This window comes from Nonomuraea longispora (assembly GCF_004348345.1).
Classification (GTDB): domain Bacteria; phylum Actinomycetota; class Actinomycetes; order Streptosporangiales; family Streptosporangiaceae; genus Nonomuraea; species Nonomuraea longispora.
On the sequence record NZ_SMJZ01000141.1, the window covers coordinates 1 to 24,189 of the forward strand.

Annotated in this window: 19 protein-coding genes and 1 pseudogene; 14 read left to right on the forward strand and 6 right to left on the reverse strand. The window is 71.1% G+C overall.

Annotated features, from left to right (window positions below; all coding sequences use genetic code 11):
* A pseudogene (locus E1267_RS44725) lies at positions 1-1,036 on the forward strand (serine/threonine protein kinase); the annotation flags it as partial.
* A gap of 42 nt (positions 1,037-1,078) precedes the next feature.
* Here E1267_RS44725 and E1267_RS30065 read toward each other — a convergent pair.
* From E1267_RS30065 to eccCa, 3 genes are read right to left on the reverse strand one after another with little or no spacing between them, the layout of a single operon-like run.
* Entirely contained in the window at positions 1,079-2,155 is a 1,077-nt protein-coding gene (locus tag E1267_RS30065) for a transglycosylase SLT domain-containing protein (RefSeq protein ID WP_138208431.1), read from the reverse strand.
* Positions 2,152-2,436 carry a hypothetical protein gene (locus E1267_RS30070; protein ID WP_132337359.1) on the reverse strand — a complete coding sequence of 95 codons (285 nt, stop codon included), beginning with the start codon at positions 2,434-2,436 and terminating at the stop codon, positions 2,152-2,154. The genes E1267_RS30065 and E1267_RS30070 overlap by 4 nt, the downstream gene beginning before the upstream one ends.
* Before the next feature lies 1 nt (position 2,437).
* Positions 2,438-6,424, reverse strand: coding sequence for a type VII secretion protein EccCa (eccCa, locus tag E1267_RS30075; RefSeq protein WP_132337361.1), 3,987 nt, complete (start codon positions 6,422-6,424; stop codon positions 2,438-2,440).
* A gap of 105 nt (positions 6,425-6,529) precedes the next feature.
* Between eccCa and eccD the strand changes: the two genes are divergently transcribed.
* The 10 genes from eccD (at position 6,530) to E1267_RS30125 (ending at position 14,622) form a co-directional block, all read left to right on the forward strand.
* Entirely contained in the window at positions 6,530-7,966 is a 1,437-nt protein-coding gene (gene eccD, locus E1267_RS30080) for a type VII secretion integral membrane protein EccD (protein WP_132337363.1), read from the forward strand.
* A gap of 56 nt (positions 7,967-8,022) precedes the next feature.
* Positions 8,023-8,475 (forward strand): YbaB/EbfC family DNA-binding protein, encoded by a 453-nt coding sequence (locus E1267_RS30085; RefSeq protein ID WP_201761889.1) that lies wholly within the window; start codon positions 8,023-8,025, stop codon positions 8,473-8,475.
* 110 nt (positions 8,476-8,585) lie between these two features.
* Positions 8,586-8,912, forward strand: a complete 327-nt coding sequence (locus E1267_RS30090) for a WXG100 family type VII secretion target (RefSeq protein WP_165959871.1) — start codon at positions 8,586-8,588, stop codon at positions 8,910-8,912.
* Between the two features lie 10 nt (positions 8,913-8,922).
* The gene (locus E1267_RS30095; protein ID WP_132337369.1) at positions 8,923-9,231 is read left to right on the forward strand and encodes a WXG100 family type VII secretion target; all 309 of its coding nucleotides are present in this window, start codon (positions 8,923-8,925) and stop codon (positions 9,229-9,231) included.
* Positions 9,232-9,295: 64 nt separating this feature from the next.
* Positions 9,296-9,703 carry a hypothetical protein gene (locus E1267_RS30100; protein ID WP_132337371.1) on the forward strand — a complete coding sequence of 136 codons (408 nt, stop codon included), beginning with the start codon at positions 9,296-9,298 and terminating at the stop codon, positions 9,701-9,703.
* Between the two features lie 5 nt (positions 9,704-9,708).
* Complete coding sequence (locus tag E1267_RS30105) at positions 9,709-10,923, forward strand: hypothetical protein (protein ID WP_132337373.1); 1,215 nt, start codon at positions 9,709-9,711, stop codon at positions 10,921-10,923.
* A 10-nt stretch (positions 10,924-10,933) separates the two neighbouring features.
* Entirely contained in the window at positions 10,934-11,407 is a 474-nt protein-coding gene (locus tag E1267_RS30110; RefSeq protein WP_132337375.1) for a hypothetical protein, read from the forward strand.
* Between the two features lie 15 nt (positions 11,408-11,422).
* Positions 11,423-12,685, forward strand: coding sequence for a chromosomal replication initiator protein DnaA (locus tag E1267_RS30115; RefSeq protein WP_132337377.1), 1,263 nt, complete (start codon positions 11,423-11,425; stop codon positions 12,683-12,685).
* Positions 12,686-12,738: 53 nt separating this feature from the next.
* The gene (locus E1267_RS30120) at positions 12,739-13,803 is read left to right on the forward strand and encodes a hypothetical protein (protein ID WP_132337379.1); all 1,065 of its coding nucleotides are present in this window, start codon (positions 12,739-12,741) and stop codon (positions 13,801-13,803) included.
* A gap of 78 nt (positions 13,804-13,881) precedes the next feature.
* Complete coding sequence (locus tag E1267_RS30125) at positions 13,882-14,622, forward strand: hypothetical protein (protein ID WP_132337381.1); 741 nt, start codon at positions 13,882-13,884, stop codon at positions 14,620-14,622.
* 10 nt (positions 14,623-14,632) lie between these two features.
* On the opposite strand, the gene eccB is transcribed toward E1267_RS30125, so the two are convergent.
* The 3 genes from eccB to E1267_RS30135 all read right to left on the reverse strand — a co-directional run bounded on the left by eccB (position 14,633) and on the right by E1267_RS30135 (position 21,104).
* Positions 14,633-16,039 carry a type VII secretion protein EccB gene (gene eccB / locus E1267_RS30130; protein ID WP_132337383.1) on the reverse strand — a complete coding sequence of 469 codons (1,407 nt, stop codon included), beginning with the start codon at positions 16,037-16,039 and terminating at the stop codon, positions 14,633-14,635.
* Between the two features lie 198 nt (positions 16,040-16,237).
* Entirely contained in the window at positions 16,238-16,411 is a 174-nt protein-coding gene (locus E1267_RS44730; RefSeq protein WP_165959872.1) for a hypothetical protein, read from the reverse strand.
* Between the two features lie 25 nt (positions 16,412-16,436).
* Entirely contained in the window at positions 16,437-21,104 is a 4,668-nt protein-coding gene (locus tag E1267_RS30135; protein ID WP_132337385.1) for an FtsK/SpoIIIE domain-containing protein, read from the reverse strand.
* 335 nt (positions 21,105-21,439) lie between these two features.
* On the opposite strand from E1267_RS30135, the gene E1267_RS30140 reads away from it, so the two are divergent.
* Genes E1267_RS30140 through E1267_RS30150 form a run of 3 tightly spaced genes read left to right on the forward strand, consistent with a single transcriptional unit; the run spans position 21,440 to position 24,118 of the window.
* Positions 21,440-22,108 (forward strand): hypothetical protein, encoded by a 669-nt coding sequence (locus E1267_RS30140; RefSeq protein WP_132337387.1) that lies wholly within the window; start codon positions 21,440-21,442, stop codon positions 22,106-22,108.
* A gap of 1 nt (position 22,109) precedes the next feature.
* Positions 22,110-22,826, forward strand: a complete 717-nt coding sequence (locus E1267_RS30145; RefSeq protein WP_132337389.1) for a CpaE/TadZ family protein — start codon at positions 22,110-22,112, stop codon at positions 22,824-22,826.
* Entirely contained in the window at positions 22,823-24,118 is a 1,296-nt protein-coding gene (locus tag E1267_RS30150; RefSeq protein ID WP_132337391.1) for a TadA family conjugal transfer-associated ATPase, read from the forward strand. The genes E1267_RS30145 and E1267_RS30150 overlap by 4 nt, the downstream gene beginning before the upstream one ends.
* Positions 24,119-24,189: the final 71 nt, after the last annotated feature.

The window sequence follows — 24,189 nt, forward strand, 5'->3', positions numbered from 1 at the left end:
CCCTGGCCACCAGCCCCCGGCGCAGGACCAGCAGCAGAACTGGCAGCCGCCCACCGGGCCCCGTCAGGGCGGCGACCAGCAGCGCAAGCCGTTCCCCATCGGCCTGGTGGCCAGTGTGACCGCCGTCGTGCTGCTGTCGGGCCTCGGCCTGTGGGGCGCGAGCCAGTACTCCGCCAACGTGTCGTTCTCACCGATCGCCGCGGCGAGCGACGAGCCGGCGCCGGGCGAGGTCTCCTCCTCCGCGGGGTCCGCGTCCGTCGTGCCCACCCAGCCGCGGGCCGAGGTGACCGCGCCCTGGGCCACCTCGACGCCGAGCCCCGATGAGAACGGCGTGGGCCCGATGACCCTCCCGACCGACGCCACGACGGCGGCGCCGACGGAGGTCCCGGTGCTCACGAGCGTGCCGACGCCGCCGCAGGTCACCACGCAGCCGGTGCCCGTCCCCACGGTCACGACCGCCGCCCCGACGGCCACCACGACCAGCAAGACGCCGAAGCCCAAAGCGACGGTGACCAAGACCGTCCGGCCAACTCCCAGCAAGACGCCGACCCCCAGCACGTCGCAGACCCCCAGTAAGACGCCGACCCCCAGCAAGACGCCGACCCAGGAGCCCCCGGCCGAGCCCACGCCGGAACCGGAGCCGACCAAGACGACGAAGGCTCCGGAGAAGCCGAAGCCCACGAAGTCGAGCGCCAAGCCGGTGGCGAAGAAGAACCCTTACACCGCCACCCAGGTGTGCGGCAGCGGGTACGCAGTGCAGCGCAGCAGCTCGTTCGAGGGCGGCACGACGTACCAGCTGTGGAGCAACAGCGCCGGGCAGAACTGCGTGGTCACCCTCAAGTCCGGCGCCGACGTCGGCAAGTCCACGAAGGTCAGCGCCACGCTGGAGGTCAAGGGCGGCAGCAGCAAGACCGACTCGGGCAACTTCGAGTACTACGCGGGCCCGGTCAAGCTGTCCGCCAAGGGCAAGTGCGTGCGCTACTCCGGCAGCACCTCCCACGGCAGCACCAGCGCCGACTGGGCCAACTGCGGCTAGCGGACGATCACCCGGCCGCCCGCGCGTGCGGGCGGCCGGAGTTCAGTAGCCGCGGTAACCCTCGCCGGTCTTCATCCCGACGACGCCGGGCACCGCGGACACCGAGCCGTAGCGGTCGATCGCGTAGCGCACGCCCGCGATGATGTTGTCCACCGGGTTGTAGATGTCCTTGTGCCCGGCCAGCGAGTGGGCGTTGAAGGTCGGGTCGATGGTCTGCATCAGGCCCTTCGACGGATGGCCCGCGGAGGCGTTGGAGTCCCACAGGTTGATCGCGTGCGGGTTGCCGCCCGACTCGTGCTGGATGATCATCCAGATGTCGTTGGGGTTCATCTTGTCGACCGGATAGCCGTGCTCGCGCAGGATCTCGATGGCCTGCTCGATCCACTCCTTGACCCGGCCCGTGGGCGCCGGGCCGCCGCCCGCCGGAGGCAGGCCGCTGGGGCCGTACCCGCCGGGCGTCATGGGGCTGCCGCCGGTCCCGCCGGTGGCGCTCTGCGCCGTGTAGCTCTCGGTGCGCTGCCAGTCGAGCTTGTGCCCCGGCCCGGGCGTGAACTCCTGCTCCCCGGCCGGATGAATCTTCGCGAACGTGTTGGTGCGCTCGCTCAGGTACCTGGCGATGTCGTCCTTCGCCCCGGTGACCGCCTCCTTGGCCTCGCGCACCGGCGTGCGCGCCTCCTCGATCGCCTCGGTGACCATGGCGCCGATCTCCCGGTCGAGGTCCGCCTGCTCGGCGTCCGGGTGGTTGTCCCGGTACGTGTTCGCGCGCGTCAGCAGCCGGTCGCAGATGCCGTTCACCCTGCGCTTGGACGACTCCAGCGCGTTGGCGGCGCTGTCCAGTGACGACGCGCAGTCGATCAGCGCGTCATTCAGGTCCTGTCCCGCTTTGCCGTAGTCGCGCATGTACGTCACGAACGCGTCCGCCGAGCCGCCTTCCCAGGCCAGGTCGACCGTGGCCACGGCGGCCCCGAGCGAACCCGTGTTGCCGAGCACCTTGCCGGCGGCCGAGCGCCAGCGCCGGGCGATGCCGCGGATGGACTCCGGGTCGCCGTTCACCTTGTCGGCCATGTTCGCCAGCTGGTTACCGTTGGGCAGGCTGCGGATTCCTTCGGGGGCACTCATCCGGGGTTGTTCGCTCTCCGTACGTTGTCCTGCACCAGGTCGAGCGCTCGTTCGACGCCGCTCACCAAGCTCTTGGCCTTGCCGAACTCGCTGTCGGCCGCCAGCTCCACGTCGCGCACGGCGTCCGCCAGCGCCGACGAGTCGCTCAGCCGGCCGAAGATCGTCGAGTCGGGTCGATCATGGGGGTAGGCTTCGGCCAGGTCGAGGAACTTGCCGGCGACCGTCCTGGCCGACGTGCGGCAGTCGTCGAGCGCGTCGAAATGGATGTCAAGTCCAGCCATGTCAGTCCTCCGCCGGTGGCCAGATCGCTGTCTGCGTCAGCCGCGCGCCCAGCCGTCTGTCCACGAAGAAGCCACGTCCGGGTGGCTGCGGCTGCGCCCGGACGTTGCCGAACAGGAAACCCTCGTCCTTGCTACCGGAGAGCACCACCGCGGGGCTCGCCAGGTCCTTGACCCGCTGGATCATGGGGTCGAACATCGCCCGGCCGAGGCCGCCCATCGCCCGCGCGAGGATCAGGTGCAGGCCGATGTCGCGGGCCTGCGGCAGCAGCTCGGCCAGCGGCGCCAGCGGGTTGCTCGACGTGGCCACCAGCTCGTAGTCGTCGACCACGATGTAGAGGTCGGAGCCCTTCCACCAGTCGCGCGCCCGCAGCTGGTCGGGCGTCAGGTTCGCCGGCGGCAGCCGCTTGAGCAGCGCGTTGCGCGCGTCGTCGATGAGCTCCTTCGCTGCCGAGGCGGAGGCGGCGTAGCCGATGCGGTTCTCGCTGACGGCGGTGTCGAGCAGCGACCGCCGGTAGTCGATGACGATCAGCATGGCCTCGCTCGGGGTGTTCCTGGCCACGACGTTCTCGGCGATCACCTTCAGCAGGTTCGACTTGCCGCTCTCGGTGTCGCCCACGACGACGAAGTGCGGGTCGGCCTCGAAGTCGAGCAGCACGGGGGAGAGCGTCGCCTCGTCCACGCCGATGGCGATGCGGTTCTTGCCGGTCTCCTCGACCCCGGGCAGCGAGGCGGCGGGCAACATCGAGGGCAGCAGCCTGACCCGCTTCGCGGGCCGGCCGCGCCAGGACTCCCTGACCGCGCGCACCAGGGCGTCCACCCCGGCGGACAGGTCCTCGGGGTCCTGCACGCCGTCGATCCGCGGCAGCGCGCCGAGGAAGTGCAGCCCGTCCCTGGTCAACCCGCGCCCTGGCACGCCCTCCGGGACGGCCAGCGACTTCTTCCTGTTGATCTCGGACTCGTACGCGTCGCCGAGCTTCAGTTCGAGCCGGGTGCCGAACAGGTCACGGATGCCGGGCCGGAACTCCGACCACTTGTTGGTCGCGGCGATCACGTGGATGCCGTAGCCGAGCCCGCGCGCCGCCAGGTCGGTGATCATCGGCTCGAGCGCCTCGAAGTCCTGCCTGATCGTCAGCCAGCCGTCCACCACGAGGAAGATGTCGCCCCAGCCGTCGGGCTGCACGGAGCCCTCGGCCAGGCGCCTGCGGTAGGTCGCCATCGAGTCGATGCCCTTCTCGGTGAACTCCCGCTCCCGCTGCTGCAGCACCGACGCGATCTCGGCCACCGTACGGCGTACCCGCTCGCCGTCGAGCCTGCTGGCCACGCCGCCGACGTGCGGCAGCCCCTCCAGCGAGGCCAGCGCGCCGCCGCCGAAGTCGAGGCAGTAGAACTGCACCTCGGCGGGCGTGTGCGTGAGGGCCATGCTGGCGATGAGCGTGCGCAGCGCCGTGCTTTTGCCACTCTGCGGCCCGCCGGCCACGCCCACGTGTCCCGCAGCGCCGGACAGATCCAGCCAGTACGGGTCCCGCCGCTGCTCGAACGGCCGGTCGATGACACCCGCCACGGCCTGCAACCGGCCACGGCCCGGCCAGCCGGGCGTCGTCAGCCCCAGCTCGGGACTGATCGACAGCGGCGGTAGCAGGTGGGCCAGCGTGGGCGGCTCCTCCAGCGGCGGAAGCCAGATGCGGTGCGCGGGGGGCCCGTGCCCGGCCAGGCGTTCGACGACGATGTCGAGCAGGGTCTCCTGCGAGGAGTTGTCCTCCTCAGGGGCGGGTTCGGCATCCTCCGGCTCGTCGACGAGGGGGACGGGCACGAACTCGGTGCTGTACTCGACGACCTCCCTGATAGGGACCGAGCCGTCGGGCGAGGCCACCTGCCGGCGGTCGGCCTGGTACGGGCCGGACACGTACGCGGCCTTGAACCGCGTCATCCCGGTCGTGTCGAACTTCAGGTAGGCGTTGCCCGGCGCCGACGGCAGCTCGTAGGCGTCGGCGACGCCCAGCACCACGCGGCTCTCCATGGCGGAGAACGTCCGCAGGCCGATCCGGTACGACAGGTGCGTGTCGAGCCCGCGCAGCCGCCCCTCCTCCAGTCGCTGCGAGGCCAGCAGCAGGTGCACGCCCAGCGACCGGCCCAGCCGGCCGATCATCACGAACAGGTCGATGAACTCGGGCTTGGCCGTCAGCAGCTCGCTGAACTCGTCGAGGACCACGAACAGCGTGGGCATCGGCTGCAGGTTTGCGCCCTGCTCGCGGGCGCGTTCGTAGTCGCGCAGGGAGGCGTAGTTGCCGGCCGCGCGCAGCAGCTCCTGCCTGCGGACCATCTCGCCGTGGAGTGCGTCGTGCATGCGGTCGACGAGCGGCAGCTCGTCCTCCAGGTTGGTGATGACCGCGGACACGTGCGAGAGGCTGTCGAGGCCGAGGAAGGTCGCGCCGCCCTTGAAGTCGACGAGCACGAAGTTGAGGATCTCCGAGGAGTGCGTGACGGCCAGGCCCAGCACCAGCGTGCGCAGCAGCTCCGACTTGCCGGAGCCGGTCGCGCCGATGACCAGGCCGTGCGGCCCCATGCCGCCCTGTGCCGACTCCTTGATGTCCAGCTCGACCAGCCGCCCGTCCGCGCCCAGCCCGATCGGGACGCGCAGCCGGTTCCTGCCCGCGCGCGGCCGCCAGCTGTGCGCGGGGTCGAGCCGGGTGGGGTCGCCGACGCCGAGCAGGTCGGTCAGCGTCGTGTTGGTGGCCAGCACGTCCTGCGCCTCGCTGCCGGTGGCCGTGGAGGCCCGCAGCGGGGCGAGCTGGCGGGCCAGCCCTTCGGCCCTGAGGTAGTCGAGCGCGTCGGGGTCGCCGAGCCGGTTGGTGCTCTCCTTGCCCGCATGGTCGATCTTGACCATGTGGAAGCCCTCTTGGTTGATGCGCAGCCGCAGCGTGCTGCGCTCCTCGACCACGCCGGCCGAGTCGGACAGGTCGATGACGGTGACGCCGTCGATGGCGTCCGCGCCGAGCTGCGAGTCCTGCGGCACGTGCCCACCGTCCAGGATGAGCACGTGGTACGGCAGCGCGTCCGGCGACGCCCCTGGCCGGAACCTGGCCCGCTCCTTGAGTTCGTCGCCGAGCAACTGGTCGAGCTGGGCCAGGTTCTCGGCCATGAGCCTGACCTGGCCCGCGCCGTCGGTCTCGTCGGGATGCAGCGCGTGCGGCAGCCACTTGACCCACTCCCAGTGGCTCATCCACTGCTTGCTCGCGCACACCATGATCCGCATGTCGTCCGGTGAGTGGAACACCACCATCTGCGCCACCATCGCCCTGACGAGGTCACGGACCATCGGGAGGTCGCCGTCGAGCTTGATCCTGGCGAACGAGTGCAGCGCCACGGCGACGGGCAGCTGCGAGACCGTCGAGTGCGTGCGGATGAACCTGCGCAGCGCGCCGGCGGTGAGCGCGTCCAGGTCCTCGACCGGTTTGGAGTCCGGCGGGATGAGCTGGACGGCCAGCTTCTGGATGCCGGTGCCCAGGCGTACGGTGCTGAAGTCGTCGTCACGGGGGCGGCGCTCCCACAACCTGGGGCCCATGGCGGTCCACCAGAGCGTGTCGGGGGCCGGTCCGCTCCATTCGAGGGCCTCGCGCTGCTGGATGGCGGCCCTGCGCACCTTCTTGCGGATCTGGGCGAGGTAGCGGAAGTAGTCGCGGCGGGCGCCGTTGAGGCGGTTCTTGCGCTCGCCCGCCTGGCGGCCGATCTGCCCGAGGGTCATGCCGACCATGGAGAAGGCGAACAGGCCGCTGGCGACGTACATGATGGGGTTGGCGCGGGTGCCGCCGGCGGTGAACATCAGGCCCATGGCCGCGGCGCCGGCCACCATCGGCAGCCAGGTCAGCACGGCCATCATGCCTTGCGACTGGACCTCGGGGATCTCCGGCGGCGGCTCCAAAAGGATCTCACCACGCGGAGGCTTCGGGCTCGGGCGGCGCTCCGGGCGCCGGACAACGACGATGCTCACCCTTGTGACAGGCCCTTCTGGTTCCTCCGGATGTCTCTTCTTACCAGATGCGACAAACGTCCGAGTTGGGGTCGGAGTCAACTTACGCTGGATATGTTGGTTCCCGTGACATCTCTGGCGGAAATCCCGTTCGCACAACAGGGCGGTCTGCACCAGATACCCGCCCCGCTTCCTCCGTTGTGCCACGTCACCGTGGTCGGGCCGCGCAAGCGGGCCGATCTGGCGCTGCCTGCCGACATCCCGCTGCCGCACGTCCTTCCCGGACTGCTGCGCGCCATGGGAGAGCTGGGCGGTGAGGCCGCCGCCGGTCCGGGCTGGACGCTGCAGCGGCTCGGAGGCGCGCCGTTCGATCTCGGGCAGAGTCTCGGCGCGCTGGGCGTGCTCGACGGAGAGATTCTCTACCTGCGACCGCGCGAGGTGGCGTTGCCGCCCGCGCGCTTCGACGACGTCGCCGACGTGGTGGCCACCGGCGTGCGCGAGGGCAAGGGCAAGTGGGACGGCGCCCACACGCGCATGCTGGGCGGGGGTGTCGCCTGCGGCCTGCTCGCCGCGGGGGCGGCGGTGCTGGCGTTCGGCGGCCTGAACCCGCTGCTCACCGCGATCGTGGCGGGCGCGCTGGCGCTGCTCCTCGTGGGGGTGGGGGTGGCCGTGTCGAGGGCGGTCGGCGACTCCGGGGCCGGCGCGCTGGTGGGCTATGCCGCGTTGCCGTACGCGTTCCTGGCCGGGCTGCTCGCCCCCTCGGCCGGTGGAGGGCTGCCGGCGATCGGTTCGCCCCAGTTGCTCGGGGCGCTCGCCTGCACCGCGCTGGTCGCCACGATCGCCGGCACCGCCATCGCCGACGGCGTGGCCGGCTTCCTCGGTACGGCCATCGCCTCCATGGTGGGCGCCGTGGGGTCGGCCGTCGTGATGGTGACGGGCGCGCCCGCCGCGGGGGTAGCCGCGGCCTGCGCGGCCGTGGTGATGGCGTTCAGCCCCTTGATCCCCGTGCTCTCCTTCAGGATCGCCCGGGTGCCGCTGCCGACGATGCCCACCAACGCCGAGGAGTTGCGCAGCGACAGGCAGGACCTCGACAGCGCCTCCGTCCTGGAGCGCACGGGTGCGGCGCGGCGTTACGCGACCGGCATGATCGTGGGGATCACGCTGGTGGGGGCGGGCGCGCACGCGCTGCTGGTCACGGAGGGCCGCTGGATCGCCGTGGCCATGTCCGTGTGCCTGGCGCTGACGCAGCTGCTGCGGGCGCGCGTGTTCCAGGGCGTCGGTCAGCGGCTCTGGCTGATGCTCACGGGTTTCGCCGGGATCGCCGCCGTGGCGGTCGAGGTCGGCGTGGTCATCGGCGGGGTGGCCGCGGTGGCCATGGCGCTCGCGCTGCTGTGGACCGCGATGATCGTGGTCGGCATGGGCGTGTGGTTGCCCAACGGGCGGCTCTCGCCCTTCTGGGGCCGCGCGGGCGACATCGTGGACTGGCTGTTCATCGTGTCGCTGGTGCCGCTGGCGCTCGGCGTCCTCGACGTCTACGCGTGGGTACGCGGCCTGGCGGGCTGAGATCGGCGCACGGTTTGTGCGGATCTACATACCGTGATTGGTGCATATGAGGCAGGATGACGCCTGTGACGGATTTCGGGGACTTCGGCAACATCGACATCGACAAGCTCCTGCACAGCCTGGATGAGCAGATCGGCAAGTCGGAACAGGTGCAGAAGTCGATGAGCCGGCTGGTCGGCCGAGGCGAGGACGCCGACGGTCTGGTGCTCGTCGAGTACGCGCACGACGGGCTGCGGACGCTGGACATCCGCCCGAAGGCCATGCGCCTGAGCTCAGGCGAGCTGTCCGAGCGGATCAAGGTCGTCATCCAGGACGCCATCGACGACCTGCAACGTCAGATCGATGAGTTCATGACCGAGACGTACGGCAGGGAAGCCAATCCCATGCGCGTGATCGACAACCCGGCGGCCATGCTGAAGGACGTCAGACGGGCGGAGGGCAGCTACGAGCGTGCCTTCGAAGACGTCATGGGGGAGTTGTCCCGCATCCGGCGGGAGCTCGACCTCTAGCTCGACCGTGAGTGTTGCAGATCTGTTACACGTTCTTATCGGGACATCTGTTAACAGAGTGGCGTTTGGTGCTTGTATGTGTACTAAAGACGAAATACCTGGAGGTGTCAGTGGTTGACTTTTATGGCGCGAGTCCTGGCCAGATCACGAAGGCGTCCGCCCACGTCGTCGACACGGCACAGTACATCGAGGGTCTGCGGGTGGCGACCGAGACGACCGCCAACGGTCTGCTCAACACCGGCTGGCTGGGACCGGCGGCGGCCAAGTTCAGGGTCGCCATGGCCAACTGGGACGCGTCCATGCGGGCAGTGCGGACCGACCTCGAGGGCATCGCCGACAAGATGGGCGTCAACTCGGTCGTCTACAGCGCCACCGACCAGGACGTGGAGGCCGGTGTCGGCCGCGTCGAAAACCTGATCAACGTCGACGTCAAGTAGGGGGTTGAGGATGAGCGCCGAGCTCGACTTCACCAAAGTCAACTTCGGGCAGATGGATCTCGCCCAGCAGGACTTCGTCAAGATCCTGGGTTCCTTCGAGAAAGCCACCGACGACCTCCTGATTAAGCTGAGGACCGAGCTGGACGGGCACTGGGAAGGTGGCGCCGAGGAGTTCTTCAGGCAGCACGAGCAGAAGTGGAATCAGGCTGAGGCACAGATGCAGCTCCAGCTGAACGAGCTGCAGCGTGCCGTCCAGATCGCCAACGAGAACTACCGGGCCGCTGAGGCCCGTAACAAGGCCATCTGGTACGACGGCTGAAACCTGGGACCGCGTTCGTTGCCCGGCCACCGTACGCGGTGGCCGGATCGTGTGAAGGGGGCACATGGGCGAGTCATGGCCGGGGCTCGACGACACTGACGACGAGCTCTACTACAACGTGGGCAAGATGCGGGCCGTCGCCGACGACCTTGAGGTCGCCCTGGCCCCCACGCAGGGCGCGGGCGGCACGAGGGAGGGCGTGACGGGCTCCGTCGAGTCTCTCAACGGGTATTTCTCCCTCGACGAGAGTCACATCGGCAGGTGGCCTGCCGCCAGCGCGTTCGCGGCGAGCGTGAGCACCCTCATCCCTGACAGGAGCACCTACGGCCCCTACTACATGGGGAGCGGGCACGGTCTCGCCCAGCTCTACCAGGCGTACGTCGAGTGCTGCCAGGAGGTCGTCCAGGCGATCAGGGAGAGCGCCGACGTCTACGAGAGAACCAATCCCCCACAGGCTGACGCTGGAGAGTGAGCTGAGTGGCAGAGCGGAGCGTTACCGTCCGCGATTCGTCCGTCAGGCCGACGGAGGTCTGCATCGCCGCGAAACGCGAGCAGATCCTGGCCTGGCTGGAGGACACCTCGCCCGTGGAGGTCCACGACAGGGGCATGACGTACGCCAGGGTGGCCGAGAACATCAGGTCGCTGGCCGACGCGCTCCCCGAGGTCGGCACCGCGCTCAACGGCGCGTGGAGGGCGGGCAGCGCCGCGAAGACACAGGAGGCCCTGCGCAAGCTCCAGGCCAGTGGCAGCCGGCTGGCGACGGCCATGCAGGACATGTCCGACGCGCTCACCCTCTACGGGCGCGACTACCTGCCGCAGGCCATCGAGGAGGCGCGCAAGGACGCCTCCGGCGACCAGGGCGACGACGGCCCGGCCCGGCAGGCGCTGGAGAAGCTCAACCGCCGCATCATCAGCCTGTACGAGAACAAGATCCCGGGAACCGTGAGTGTCGACCTGCCGGAGGTCTCCCCGGCCGGAGCGCCCGAGACCCGGCGCATGCCGCTCGAGACCCAGACGCCCTACCGGCAGGGTGACTACTGGAACGGCGGCGGCTCGGATTCGGGCGCCTCGAACGGCTCCGGCCCGTACGGCAGCACCGGCTCGCACGGCGGCACCGGCACCTCGGGGAGCAACGCCGGCTCTGACAGCGGTTCGGACGGCGGCAGGGACGGAGACCGGGACAGCGGCAGGGACAGCGGCACGGGCGACGACCCGGCGGCAGAGTCCCCGGCATCGCCCGGCGACCAGACCGGCTCCACGGGCGACCGGACCGGCCAGTCGCCGGCGGAGCAGAACCCCGGCGACGGCACCACGCCCGCCGTGATCGACAACAACACCACCGACACGCCGGGCGACACGAAGGACCCCGGCAGCACCGAGTCGGCCAACGCGCCCGTGCAGAATCCCCCCACCACTCACCTGCCGGTGACCCAGCAGCCCGTCGGCTCGCAGCCCCCCGGCACGCCGGCGGTGATCGGCGGCGGCGGCTCGTACACCCAGGCGGGCGCCGTCGGCGCCGGGTCGGCACGCCCGGCGATCGGCGGAATGGGCATGGGCATGCCGTTCTTCCCGATGGGCGGCGCGGCGGGCGGCGAGCAGTCGCAGGACCAGGAACGCTCGACCTACCTGACGGAGGACCGCGACATGTGGCACCCAGGGGAGCGCTCGACGTCGCCGGTGATCGGCGCCTGAAGGAGGCGGCATGGCACTCGAACGCGATCCGGACTGGCCCGGTGCGTCGGACAAGGACGAAACGGAAGATCCCTACATCGACCGTGCCGAGGTGCGGCGCATCGCCGGGGAGATGAACGAACTCCTCAAGAAGATCAAGGACTTGTCCGGCATCCCGGTGACGGAGTTCGCGGGGCCTGTGGGTGGTGAGGCTCCCGAACCGGAACTGCCCACAGGAGCCGGCTCCCTGGCCGACCTCCAGCGATACTGCGCGCTCAACGAGCACCAGACGGGTCAGTGGCCCGCGGCCATGCAGTACGGGTTCTCGGCGCAGATGGCCTACAGCACTCTGGTAGGGGAGCCGGGCGCGGGCAGCGGCGGACTCTATGCCCAGCTGGTCGCCAGGGCGGACGAGGCGTTCGACGAAGGGCTGACGGAGATAGCCAGGACGTCGCAGCGCGCCGAGTCCGCGTCCGAAGAAGCCGCCACGCAGCGGGACGCCTGAGGAGGAGACGCGACCATGCCCGAGCCCGAGACGACCACCACCCGCCTCCACCTCAATGACGCGAGCCTGGACACCTCGACGCCCGACGCATCGTGGACGAAGAGCACCATCGCCAGCACCGGCTTGATGGACAGCACGATCGACGAGGTCAAGAGGCACATCGACGACACGGACCCGGCAGCCGTGAAGCTGGCCGGGCTCTACTACGTGGCGGCCGAGCCCTTGCTCAACAGCTTCGCCACGGACCTGAAGACAAAAGCGGGCGACCTGGCGGAGCACTACAAGGGCCCTGCGGCGTACCAGACCCAGTTGCAGCTCCAGGGTCTGGCGGCCAGCGCCCGCGAGCTGGCCACGAAGCTCGGCGCCATGGGAAGGTCGCTGAAGGGATACGGCGAGACACTGCACTGGGCCCAGGCGAACGTCGTCGAGTCCGCCTATCGCGACTCACGTTCCGACCAGGACATCGACTACGCCGCCGCGCTCAATCCGTTCAACGGCCCGCATCGCGGTGACGAGCGGGCGGCCGACCACATGAAGGCCGTCAACGAGCGGATCGCCGGGCACTACGAGCAGCTGCCCAGCGAGGTGCAGCAGGCGCTCCCGATCGTCGTAAATCCAGAAATGCCGGACTTTCAGAACAATTCACGCCTTCCCGGCGGCCCGCCCTGGGGCGACCACAGGAGTGTCGGCGGTTACGACCCCAGCTCGTTCGGCCCTGGCTCGGTGAAGGGCGTTCCGGCCGTGGCAGGGCCGGGCGACGGCACCCACCCCGGCGACGGCACCTACCCGGGCGGGAACTACCCCGGCGATGGCCGTCCCGGGACGGGCGACCTGTCCGGCAACGACGGCTCGGTGGGCAACGTCCCGTCGAGCCCGTCCGGCACGCCCGTCGGCGTCGACTCTCCCGGAGGCCCCCAAGACCCCGGCTCCGTCGGCGCCCCCACCGCGACCACGCCGAACCCGGGTGGCACCGACCTGGCCGGCTACGATCCTTCGACCGGCAACACCACACCCGGCGGCACCCAGACGACGACCGGAAATCCCGGCACGGGCACGGGCACCGGCGTCCCCGGCGGGAGCGGGGGCAACGGGGGCGCGGCCCCCGCGGGCGCGGGGCGTACGGGAGCGGGCGGTATGGGATTTCCCATGATGCCCATGATGGGCGGCGGCGCGGGCGGTCACGACCAGGGCCAGGACAGAGAGAGCTCGACCTGGCTCGCCGAGGACGACGACGTGTGGGGTGGCCCCGAGGGCACCACACAGTCCACGATCGCCTGACCCCGTAACGGGCGTCGTGTACGGCTCCGAACCCACAGACAGAAAGGGCGGCCATGGACACAGGGGGTAACTTTTCCAACGGTATCCCCAGCGCCGGGGCCTACGGCGGCAACGTCGAGATCAAGTGGGAGCACGGCGCCATCGAGAAGGCCGGCAAGGACATCGGCGAGCAGGCGCCGAACATGGGAAGGATCGCCCAGGAGACCGGGGGCATCCGCGTTGAGCCTCCCGCGTTCGGTGTCATCGGGATAGGCCTGAACTACGCGCACGACCAGACGAAGGACGGCGCGGTCAGCGCACTCAACACGGCCAAGAGCGTGCTGGCCGACTACGAGAGCGCCCTCGAGTCGTTGGAGAAGAACTACCGCAAGGCCGACAAGGACAGCGACGGAGTCATCAAGACCGGCGGGGACGATCCCGGCGGCGGGATAGACCCCGCCGCGTTCGAGATGCCCGGCGGTGGCGGCCTGCCCGACGGTGGCCTACCCGACGGTGGCCTGCCCGACGGTGGTCTGCCCGACGGTGGTCTGCCCGACGGTGGTCTGCCGGGGGGTGGTCTGCCCGACGGCGGCCTGCCTTCGTCCGAGCTGCCCGGCGCGGACGTGCCGTCGCCGGAGATGCCGGACACCAAGGTGCCCTCACCGGAGATGCCCGGCGCCGACATGCCGTCGCCGGAGATGCCCGGCGCCGACATGCCCAGCACCGACATGCCGCAGGCCAACGTCCCCTCTATCGAGGACCAGCTCAACCGGGAGGTCCCGCAGCTCGACCCCAACGGCACCGACCTCGCGGGCTACAACCCGTCTGTCCCGAACCCGTCGCTGCCGAACTCTTCGGTGCCGAACCCCTCCACGTCCCTGGGGCCCGGAGCCGGGCCCGGCATGGGCACCGCCCCGCCGTCGGGCGGCGCCGGCCCCGGCGTGCAGCCCGGCGGGGCCGGCGCCCGTGGCGGCGGCATGAACGGGATGGGCGGCATGCCGTTCATGCCGATGATGCCGGGAGCCGGTGGCGGACAGCAGGACCGCGACCGGGAGAAACCCGATTACGTGCGCGGCGACGAGGCCGACTGGCTCGACGACATCGACATCGCGCCGCAGGTGATCGGCGAGGACGAGTAGGAAGGGCGGCAGCGCCGGATGCCATTTGATTACACAGGATATTCGAGCGACCGGTGGCAGTTCGTCACCGCGGCCTCGATGGCGACCGCGGCCGCCCTGGTCCTCTACGAATACCCGTCGGCCAAGCGGATAGCGCTGGCGATCGGGGTCTGCGTCTCGAATCCCGGAGGCATGCGGGATGCCGCCGGCCAGTGGCAGTCCCCCTCGACCGGGGAAGGTGAGATCGACTTCGACGGCATCCGGCAGAGGGTGCTCGACGTCAAGGAGCGAATCTCCGGTGGCGACCTGTGGACGGGCGAGGCCAAGAACCTCGCCAGCGATTCGGTGGACGGGCTGCTGGAGCAGGTGGACACCGCCAAGCGGCATTTTTCGGGCATGGGCGGCAGCATGGAGTGCTGCAGCACCATCTATCACTACGCCGCGGAAGCGTTCATGGCCGTGGCCACGGTGATGGCGGGCGTGGCCGCCTGGCGTCTGAAAACCATGCTGATCCCTGTCATCGGGGTTCAGATCGCCGTAAGGGGAGTGATCCACGGAATTCTGGCGGCGCTGGGTGAGGTCGTGAGCGGGCTGGCCACCAAGCTCGGCAAGACGCTGACGATGACGGTCGGCGTCGTCGGCATGGTCAATCTCATGTGCGCCACGATGACCCAGATGCTCACGCAGAAGCGCCCCAAGCCCGACTTTGCCCTGGCCGGAGTGGAGTACGCGCCCCCGGAGCAGGAGGGCGGCGTGGGCGGCCTGAAGCCAACGAACGGCGGCACGCCCGACACCCAGGCCATGGCCCAGGGCGGCGGAATGATGGGCGGCATTATCTGAGGCTCGCGCCCTAAGAGGCCATCACCTGCAACGGCGAGCGGGCGTCCTCGGGGTCCAGCGTCGGGCCCTCGGGCAGCAGGTGCACGAGGTTGCCCGGCATCGGCGCCACGTCGTCGGCGCCGTACCCCAGCTTGTTGATCTGGTCGCCGGACGTGAGCGGATATTTGCGTCCCTGGTCGGAGAGCAGGAAGTAGGTCTGGACGGACCCCTTCTGCCCGTCGCCGGGCAGGAGGCCGCCCAGTGCGGCCGTCCCCGCCGGCAGCAGCACCTGGTCGAAGTGCTCCTGGTCGCCCCGCGAGCTCGGCGGCGGGATGTTCATGGTGCCGCCGACGGTCACCTTGGCGCGGGCCGAGCCGTTCTGCGTGTCGGAGTACACCGAGCAGAGCGGGCTCGACGAGGGCACGACCTTCGGCAGGGTGGTGGGCAACCCCGATACGGCGAGGTTCTGGCTGGAGGTCTTGGAGTTCGCCGTGGCGGCGTCGATCTCCAGCGGCTTGGCGACCTGCTTGCCGTAGGCGCGCTTGATGGCGGGGTCTTCGAGCAGCAGGGTGGCCTGGGTGAGGGTGACGGGCGCGAGCCCGTCGGAGAGGAGGACGTACCACCGGGCCGCGGCCCCGCTCACGCCCTGCACGGTGTACACCTGGCCGATGGCGGCTCGGCCGCCGCTCGGCCCGCGTACTTTCCGGCCCAGGTCCGAAACCTTGGGGGGCAGGAAATCGGGCCCGGGAGGAATGGCGTTGACCCAGGTCGGGGGCACCTTCTTGGGCCGGGCGTTGAGCGCGCGCACGCCGCTGTCGTTCACCTTCATGCGGGTGTCGTTCCAGATGACCCACGACTGACTGCCGTCGGTGACGACCAGCGCGCCGGCGCCGACGGGCGTGCCGCCGACCTTCGTCCCGCCCACCAGCGTGACGTACGGCACCGGCGTCCCCGAGGCGTCGGGGGCCTCGGTCACGCACACCGACCAGGGGCCCTTGACCAGCTTGTCCTTCTCGGGCAGCGAGTCCGGCGCCCCGGCGATGCCCACCAGGGGCCCGCGGGGATATTTGGCCAGTGAGGCGGCGGAGACGCTTCTGACCTCGAAGTTCGAGGTGTCCAGCAGCAGGAGGGCGGAGACGTAGTTGGCGACCGGCAGCAGCCGCTGCTGCTCCTGGCTGTAGACGTATTTGGCGCCGGTCTCCTCCTCTACGAGCAGCCTGCCGGGCTCTTCGAGCTTCGTCGCGTTGCCGGGGCTGAGCAGCCCCCAGATGCCGAACGCGGCCATGATCAGCACCCCGACGATGATGCCGCAGAACGTGGCGACGTTGTGCCGCCGCATCGGTGTCTCGGGCACGTCGGGCTCGGCCTGCAACAGCGCCAGCCCCAGGCGCTGCTGCATGAGCCGATGCGCTTGATAGAGGTCCTTCTGGGTCTGCATCTCACCTCTCCCGAGTCCCAGGAATCAGCATAGAGCGCCCAGGTGTCATGAATTCCGGTCAATCGGCCAGGTTCCGCTACGGCAACGCCAAGCCCCGGGTACAGCGCCCACGGCAGGAACACCGCACCGCCGGTGATCAGCACGCCCAGCCGACCCTCTCGCCGCGGGCCGTGACCCGTCGCCGGCGCACCCAGACGATCAGCGTCCCGGCGACGGTCGCGCCACCAGGAACACGACGAGCGCCGCCAGTTGCACGGCCGCCGGCTCCCACCAGGCGGCCGGCGGGACCCGCACGGTGTCGTCCTCCTGGACCGGCGCGGGCCCGGACACGTCCGCCGTGGGCGCCCACCCCCTCTTCGTGCGCCTCTTCACCCTCCCCGCCGACGACGGCTGACTCCTACGGGCCGCCGGGGAGCGCCACCTGGACGGGGGTGAAGGTGCCGGTCGTCACCAGGAAGCCACGTCCCGGCGGGCCTCCGGCCGCGCCGCGCGGCAGGCGGATGGAGAACAGGTCGCCGTCGGCCTGGCCCTGCACGGCCAGCAGAAGCCCCGTACGCGACTTGCGCGTCTCCGCCGCGAACCCACGGTAGGCGACGGCCAGGTCGCCCGTCACGCCGGCGATGAGCAGCCCGTGGTCGCCGTCCCTGCCCGACCGGAGCACCTCCTCAAGGGCCGTACCCAGCGGGCCGTCCGCGTTGATCAGCTCGGCGTCGTCCACCAGCACGACGTAGCCGTGCAGGTCCGCGACGATGTCCGGCAGGTCGGTGGCGTTGCCGTCGAGCACCGCCGCGGCGCCGTCCAGTTCCTTCAGGGGGCTGCGCCTCGGGGCGACGGCGACGACGGGGGTGCCGCGGGCGATCAGCGAGCGGGCGGCCGTCAGCAGCGCCGACGAGCGGCCGGAACGCGACGGCCCCGCGATCACCGCGCCGGGGCCGTGGGCCAGCAGGTCGATCCCGAGCGGACCCAAGGCGTCGCCGCCCGCGCCGACCAGCGACCACAGCGACGACGGAGGGCTGAACGCCGGGTCGAGGGCGAGCGTCTGGGCCGCCGTGATCCGCATCGGAAGCGCGTCCACCCGCAGCGGCGGATCCCCCTCCCAGCGCCAGACGGCCCTGCCGGCGACCGATGGACCCTCGTGGCCCGCGTCCGCGCCTCCGGGGCCCGCGGCGGCGCGGGCCAGGGACTGCAGCGCGGCGACCTGCGCGGGGCCCGCCGGGTCCGCGTCCAGCAGGGCGATGTGGTGTTCCACGATGCCGCGCTCGCCCAGTGAGAGCGCCCGGCCCGGCGGTACGGACGACGGCAGGCCCTTGAGCGGGAACCCCGCCAGGCCGTAGTCGGACGGGTCGGACAACCGCAGCAGCAGCCGGTCGTCGAAAACCGTCGAGATCTGCCCGAGCAGGCCGGAACGGTCGCTGGTGACCACCGCGCGCAGGCCCACCGCCGGGCCTTCGCGCAGCAGCTGGAGCAGCCCTTCGATCATGCGGCCGTAGTCGTAGCCCTCGAAGGCGGCGACGAAGCCCTCCCAGCGGTCGAGCATGAGCACCAGCCAGGGCAGTCGGTGGCCCGCCTGCCGGTACTCGGCCAGGGACGCGTGCCCGGCCTCGGCCAGCAGCTGCTGGCGGCGGCCCACCTCGGCCCTGAGACGGGTCAGCAGGCGCTCCACCCGGTCGAGCTGGTCACGGGTCACCACCGCGCCGCAGTGCGGCATCGCCACCAGCGGCAGCAGCGCTCCCGAGCCGCAGTCGACCGCGTGCACGTGCACGTCCGAGGGAGAGGCGTGGGCCGCGATGGAGCCCGCGATCGTACGCAGGGCCGTCGACCGGCCGCTGCGGGCCGCCCCCGCGATGAGCAGGTGACCGCCGTGCGGCAGGTCCAGCGCCAGCGCATGCCGGTCCTGGGCCCACGGCCGGTCGGTGACGCCGAACGGCAGCGGCGCCACCTCCGTGAACGCGCCCCCGTACGCCGCGTTGTCGGGGACCGGCGCGGCCAGAACGGGATGCCCGGCGGGGGGCAGGTCGAGTACGAGGCCCGTGGGCAGCGGCTCCAGCCACGGACTGGGCTGGGCGGGGACGTCGGCCAGGCGGGCGGCCTCGATGAGGGCGTCGGCGACGAGCCCGAGGTCCGTGCCCGTCGTGTCCTCCTCCGGCTCCGGAGGCGGCGGCAGCGGCCGCCCCAAGGAGCGCCAGCCGACCTCCAGCACCCGCACGTCGCCCATGCGTGACGGCCCTCCGGCGGCGGGGCTGCGCCCGCCGACCCTGGCCGTCTGCACGGCCGTCGCCGCCCCCACCCCCGAGCGCACGTAACAGCGGCCGGGCGTCGACTTGGAGATGTGGGCCGCGTCGGGCAGGTCGATCACGTCGGACGACTCCGCCGGCTCGGTCACCCGCAGCGCGATCCGCAGCGAGGTGTTGGCCTGGATGTCGGCGGTGACGACGCCCGCGGGCCGCTGCGTGGCCAGGATGAGGTGGATGCCCAGTGACCGGCCCCTGCGGGCGATGTCGACCAGACCGGTGACGAAGTCGGGCAGCTCGGCCACCAGCGCGGCGAACTCGTCGATGATCAGCACCAGGCGGGGCAGCGCGGGGCCGGTGTAGTCGTCGATGTCCTTGGCGCCCGCCGCCAGCAGCAGGCGTTCCCTGCGGCGGATCTCGGCCGCCAGCGAGTCGAGGGCGCGCTGGGTCAGGTGGCCGTCGAGGTCGCTGACCATGCCGACGGTGTGCGGCAGGCGTACACACTCCTTGAAGGCCGCCCCGCCCTTGTAGTCGATCAGCACGAACGTGAGCTGGTCGGGCCGGTTGGCCACCGCGAGGGAGCAGATGAGCGTCTGGAGCAGCTCCGACTTGCCCGCGCCCGTGGTGCCGGCGATGAGCCCGTGGGGGCCGTCGAGTCTGAGGTCCACCGAGAAGGGGCCGTCGGGGCCGACGCCGATCAGCGCCTCGGTGGTGCCGCGGTCCCGCCAGCGGCCGGCCAGCTCCCGGCCGGAGGGTACGGGCAGGTCCATGAGGTTGAGCAGGCGTACCGCGCCCGGCAGGTTCCCCGCGGGGTCGTCCCTGCTGACGTCGCGGATCGGGGCGAGGGCCCTGGCCAGCCGGTCGCACCACGTGGGGGAGACGAGGTCGGCGAGCACCGGCCCGATGACGTCGAGGCCGCCGCCGCGCAGCTGCGCGAGGCCGTCGTCGCCGCACGCGGCCACCGTCTGGCACTCCTCGGGCAGCAGGCGCTGGTCCTCGTCGAGTGCGAGGGCGTACACGCCGCAGCGCGGACCCTGGCGCAGCACCTGCGGCATCCCGGGCAGGCCGCGCAGCACCTGGGCGCCGTCCAGCACCACCAGCACGTCGTACGGGCGCACGTCGTACGAGGAGAACGTGGGCTTCTCGGGGCCGCCGAGGTCGTCCCACCCGGTGGGGATCTTGCCCAGCTCGGGGATCGCGGTGTTCTGGCGTTCGTCGACGAGCGCGGCGAGCTCGGAGACGCGCCGCGCCGCCGACTCGGGGTCGGTGCCCGCCAGCGCCACGCATTCCTGGCCCGACTGCGGCGAGCAGTGCGGCAGCCAGCGCATCCAGCCCCAGCGCTGCTCGCCGTCGGCGTGCGCGGACACGATCACGATGGCCAGGTCGCGCGGGCTGTGCAGGGTCGCGGCCTGGGCGATCAGCCAGCCGGCCAGGGCGGTCGCGGCCTCGCGCGAGCCGGTGACGCCGGCCACGCCCAGCCTGCGCATGGGCAGCGCCACCGGCACGGAACGGCACAGGGGCGGTTCGATGCGCCCGCCCTGCTCCTCCGACAGCTCCAGGTCGGCCGGCAGGTCGGCCAGCCCCACCCGCAGCCTGAGCGCGTCGTCGTCGTGGCTCCTGCGCTCCCACAGCCGCCTGCGCGGGCCGGTGGCCGTGAGCAGCACCTGGGCGGGGTCGGGCGCGTTGGACCTGCGGACCGCCTCGTCGGCCACCCTTGCGCGCTCCACGGCCTCGTCGTACTCCCGGAGCTGCTCCTTGTACTCCTTGACGGCCTTCTTGTGCTGCTTCTTGCCATGACGGCGGTCGCTCCACCACTGGCCGATCATGATCACGGGTGTCATGAGGGCGACGAGCAGGTAGTACGGCTGTTTCAGCGCGATCGCCAGGGTGATGCCGAGCACGGCGGGGAGGAGGGCGGCGAGCAGCTGCAGGCGCATGCCCTCGTTCCGCGTCGGCTCCTTCGGCTTGACGAACGTGCGCTCGGGTTCCGGGCGGCGGAGCCTCGGCGGGCGGTTGTAGGCCACGCCGCCCTCGCTCCTGGGGGCGAGGTGGGCGTCCTTGGGCTCGATCGAGGTCAGCACGAACACCGACGAGCCGCAGGTCAGCACGGCCTGGTCGGGCCAGTCGACGGGTTCGGTGAGCGGCCGGCCGTCGAGCTCGGGGATCTCGCCGTAGCCGGCCGTGAGCTCGGCCGCCTCGCGTTCGGCGACCCGTGCCGTGAGCTCGGCGACCTCGTCGGCCCAGCGTCCCTTCAGCTTGAGCCTGGGCGCCTCGCCGGGCTCCCGCCACGCCCGCTCCACCGTGATCGCGTCCGGCGTCACGCGTACGGCCACCGCCTCGGGAGCCAGCGCGGGATCGTCGACGGCCATCGCGCACATCGGGTCGGAGCCGATGACGTGCACGCCGAGCCCCAGCCGGTGCACGGTGCCCGCACGGGGGCCTCCGACCACGCGTACCTCGGCGACGCCTCCCGGCTCCTCGACGACGGTGGCGCGGGCGAGGCGGCCGTCTAGGGTCACCTTGTCGCCGTCGCGCAGCACGGCGGCGGCCGGCGCGCGCGGGTCGAGGGGGCGACCGTCGCGCCAGAGCGTGGGCGTACGGCCGGCCGGCGCGGCGGATTCCCGCTCCGGCCTGCGAGGCTGGGGGATGTGCGGGCCGTCGGGTCCGGCCGGCAGGCCGTAGGGGGCTCGGGCCCGGGGCAGCCGTACGACGTCGGCCAGCGGCCCCTGGTCGCTGAGCGCCTCGCTCACCCTCGCCACCGTGGCGCCGTCGTCTCCGTCGATCACGACGTCACGGTCGCCCTGCCCGCCGAGCACGGTGAGCATGATCCGCATGGTGCCGTCTCCTCGGTCGACTCCGGGCGCCAAAGGTAACGCCCGAATCGGTTTCAGGTGCGCGAGTTGACGGCAATGGCATGGGGAATGTGCGGTGACTTGAGCCGATATGTTGCCATCGACCTGTGAAAAGAGTGACTGCTGTGGTCAAAGTGACGGCTAGCCGGAAAAATCAATACTCGTCAACTCGTTAGAAACAATAGGCATCGATTATTTGTTGTTGACAGCGCGCCACCTGCGAAACGAGCATTGGTCCTCGCATTCCGCCCCCGTCATCACGCCAAGCCCCACATAATGGCGTGAATTCCGCAATTCACTTCGGGAGCCCCCCACCCATGAGGACCAGTGAAAAGCCTGCCCCCAACGCGGCGGCGGGGTTGTCCGGCCCGGCCTCGCGCAAGCTCCCCGTGCCACCCCGCGAACGCAAGCCGGCCCTCGCCGCGCTGGCCGTCCTGCTCATCCTGGGCGGCGCGCTGGCCACGACGCTGCTCGTCCTGCGCAGCGGCGACCGCGTCTCCGCCATCCGCGTCACCCAGCAGGTCGGCGCAGGCCAGAAGTTCACCGCGCAGGCGCTCGAAGAGGTCAAGATCGCCGCTGAGGGAGTCGAATACGTCAGCTGGTCGCAGCGCCGGCAGGTGATCGGCAGTTTCGCCGCCGTCACCATCCTGCCCGGCACCCTGCTGACCAACCAGATGGGCGCCGAGGCCAGCTCCGAGCTCGGCGAGGGAAAGGCCACCGTCGGGCTGGCGCTCAAGCCGGGCCAAATGCCCGCGGGCCTGAAAGAGGGCGACCGCGTTCAACTGGTGCACGTTCCGAGCCGGGCGAGCCAGGGAGAAAGCCGGGTCCTCGCCGCGAGCGCGCTCGTCTTCTCCGTCGGCGACAAGTCGCGCGCCGGGAATTCCGGCCAGATCACGGTCGTCGTCGATTCGTCGGCGTCACCGGAAATCGTGGCCTTCGCCTCCAGCGGGGAGATCGCGGTCGCCGAGCTCCCGGGGGCACGCTGACGTGGCGCTCATCGTCCTGGCCGCCGACAAAGGCGCGCCGGGTGTGACGACCGCGGCCACCGCCCTGGCGGCGGTCTGGCCGCGACCCGTGCTGCTGGCCGAATGCGACCCGGCGGGCGGCGACCTCGCCTACCGGCTGCCCGCCGCCGACGGCGGCGTGCTCAACCCCGGCAAGGGCCTGCTCACGCTGGGCGCCACCGCCCGGCGCGGCCTCGAACCCGCGCAGATCCACCAGCACACGCAGAAGATCGTCGGTGGGCTCGACGTGCTGGCCGGGCTTACGCACGGCGAGCAGGCCGCGGGGCTCACCTGGTTGTGGGGCCCGCTCGGCCGGGCGCTGGCTGCCATCCCCAACGCCGACGTCATCGCCGACTGCGGCCGGCTCGGCGCCCACCCCCAGCTCGGCGACCTGATGGCCGAGGCCGAGCAGGTCGTGCTGTTCACCCGCGCGACCCTCGACCACGTCGCCCACCTGCGCGAGCGGCTGCAGATCACCAAGGCGCACGGCGTCGCGGTGATCGCCGACCCGCGCAACTACCGCGCCTCGATCGACGACGTACGCCGGATCGTCGGCAACACCGTCCAATACGTCTACGGCCTGGCCCATGACCCCAAGGGCGCCGAACTCCTGCGCGGGCAGTGGGGCGGCCGGCTCGACCGCTCTCTCCTGATCCGTACGGCACGCGACCTCGCGGCAAGGCTGGTGAGCCACCGATGATCGACCATTCCCTCGTCAAGCGTTTCCGCCAGGAGGTCGGCGACCGGCTGGCCCACCAGCGCAGGCTCGACCAGGCCAACGGCCTGCCCACGATGACCGGCGAGGACGAGCGCCAGTTCGCCAGGGCGCTGATCTCCCAGGTGCTGGAGGAGCACGCCCGCGGCGAGATCGGGCTGGGCCGCACTCCGCCCACGGTCGAGGAGGAGGAGGCCCTCGCGGCCGGCATCCACGCCGCCCTGTTCGGCGTGGGCCGCCTGCAGCCGCTCCTCGACGACACCCAGGTCGAGAACATCGACATCAACGGCTGCGACCGGGTGTTCGTCAGCTACGCCGACGGTCAGGAGCTCATGCACGATCCGGTCGCCGACTCCGACGACGAGCTGACCGAGCTGATCCAGATCCTGGCGGCCTACTCCGGCCTGTCCAGCAGGCCGTTCGACACCGCCAACCCGCAGCTCGATCTGCGCCTGCCCGACGGCTCCCGGCTGAGCGCCGTCATGGACGTCACGGTCAGGCCGGCCGTGTCGATCCGCCGCGCCCGCCTCGGCAAGGTCTTCCTGTCCGACCTGACCGGCAACGGCACGATCAGCCCCGACGTCGCGAGGTTCCTGACGGCCGCCGTCGCCGCACGCAAGAACATCATGATCGCGGGCTCGACCAACGCCGGCAAGACCACCCTGCTCAGGGCGCTGGCCAACGAGATCCCGCCCAGCGAACGCCTCATCACGGTCGAACGCGCCCTCGAACTCGGCCTCGACCAGTTCCCCGAGCTCCACCCCAACGTCGTCGCCTTCGAGCAGCGCCTGCCCAACTCCGAGGGCCAGGGCGAGATCTCCATGGCCGAGCTGGTCAGGCGCTCCCTGCGGATGAACCCCAGCCGCGTCATCGTCGGCGAGGTGCTCGGCGACGAGATCGTCACCATGCTCAACGCGATGACCCAGGGCAACGACGGCTCCCTGTCGACCATCCACGCCAACTCCAGCATGGAGGTCTTCAACCGCATCTCCACCTACGCCCTGCAGGCCGGCGAGCGGCTGCCCATCGACGCCACCCACATGCTCATCGCGGGCGCCATCGACTTCGTCGTCTTCGTCGAGAAGCGCAACGACTACCATGTCGGCGGCACGCTGCGCCGCTACGTCTCCAGCATCCGCGAGGTCAACGGCTGCGACGGCCGCGTCCTGTCGAGCGAGGTGTTCGCGCCGGGCCCCGACGGCGCCGCCGTCCCGCACGCGCCGATCTCCTGCATGGAGGAACTGGCCGCCCACGGTTACACCCCGGGGGGCTGGTGAGCATGGGCGCGTTCACGTTCGACCCGCTGGCGCTGCTCGCCGGCGCGGTTGCGGGCGGCGGACTGTTCCTG

Bases quoted from the DNA above. Each gene is read 5' to 3' on its own strand.
- E1267_RS30065 (WP_138208431.1), bottom strand. From the start codon at position 2,155: ATGAGTGCCCCCGAAGGAATCCGCAGCCTGCCCAACGGTAACCAGCTG.
- E1267_RS30070 (WP_132337359.1), bottom strand. From the start codon at position 2,436: ATGGCTGGACTTGACATCCATTTCGACGCGCTCGACGACTGCCGCACG.
- E1267_RS30085 (WP_201761889.1), top strand. From the start codon at position 8,023: ATGACGCCTGTGACGGATTTCGGGGACTTCGGCAACATCGACATCGAC.
- E1267_RS30095 (WP_132337369.1), top strand. From the start codon at position 8,923: ATGAGCGCCGAGCTCGACTTCACCAAAGTCAACTTCGGGCAGATGGAT.
- E1267_RS30100 (WP_132337371.1), top strand. From the start codon at position 9,296: ATGGGCGAGTCATGGCCGGGGCTCGACGACACTGACGACGAGCTCTAC.
- E1267_RS30110 (WP_132337375.1), top strand. From the start codon at position 10,934: ATGGCACTCGAACGCGATCCGGACTGGCCCGGTGCGTCGGACAAGGAC.
- E1267_RS30115 (WP_132337377.1), top strand. From the start codon at position 11,423: ATGCCCGAGCCCGAGACGACCACCACCCGCCTCCACCTCAATGACGCG.
- E1267_RS30120 (WP_132337379.1), top strand. From the start codon at position 12,739: ATGGACACAGGGGGTAACTTTTCCAACGGTATCCCCAGCGCCGGGGCC.
- E1267_RS30125 (WP_132337381.1), top strand. From the start codon at position 13,882: ATGGCGACCGCGGCCGCCCTGGTCCTCTACGAATACCCGTCGGCCAAG.
- eccB (WP_132337383.1), bottom strand. From the start codon at position 16,039: ATGCAGACCCAGAAGGACCTCTATCAAGCGCATCGGCTCATGCAGCAG.
- E1267_RS30135 (WP_132337385.1), bottom strand. From the start codon at position 21,104: ATGCGGATCATGCTCACCGTGCTCGGCGGGCAGGGCGACCGTGACGTC.
- E1267_RS30140 (WP_132337387.1), top strand. From the start codon at position 21,440: ATGAGGACCAGTGAAAAGCCTGCCCCCAACGCGGCGGCGGGGTTGTCC.
- E1267_RS30150 (WP_132337391.1), top strand. From the start codon at position 22,823: ATGATCGACCATTCCCTCGTCAAGCGTTTCCGCCAGGAGGTCGGCGAC.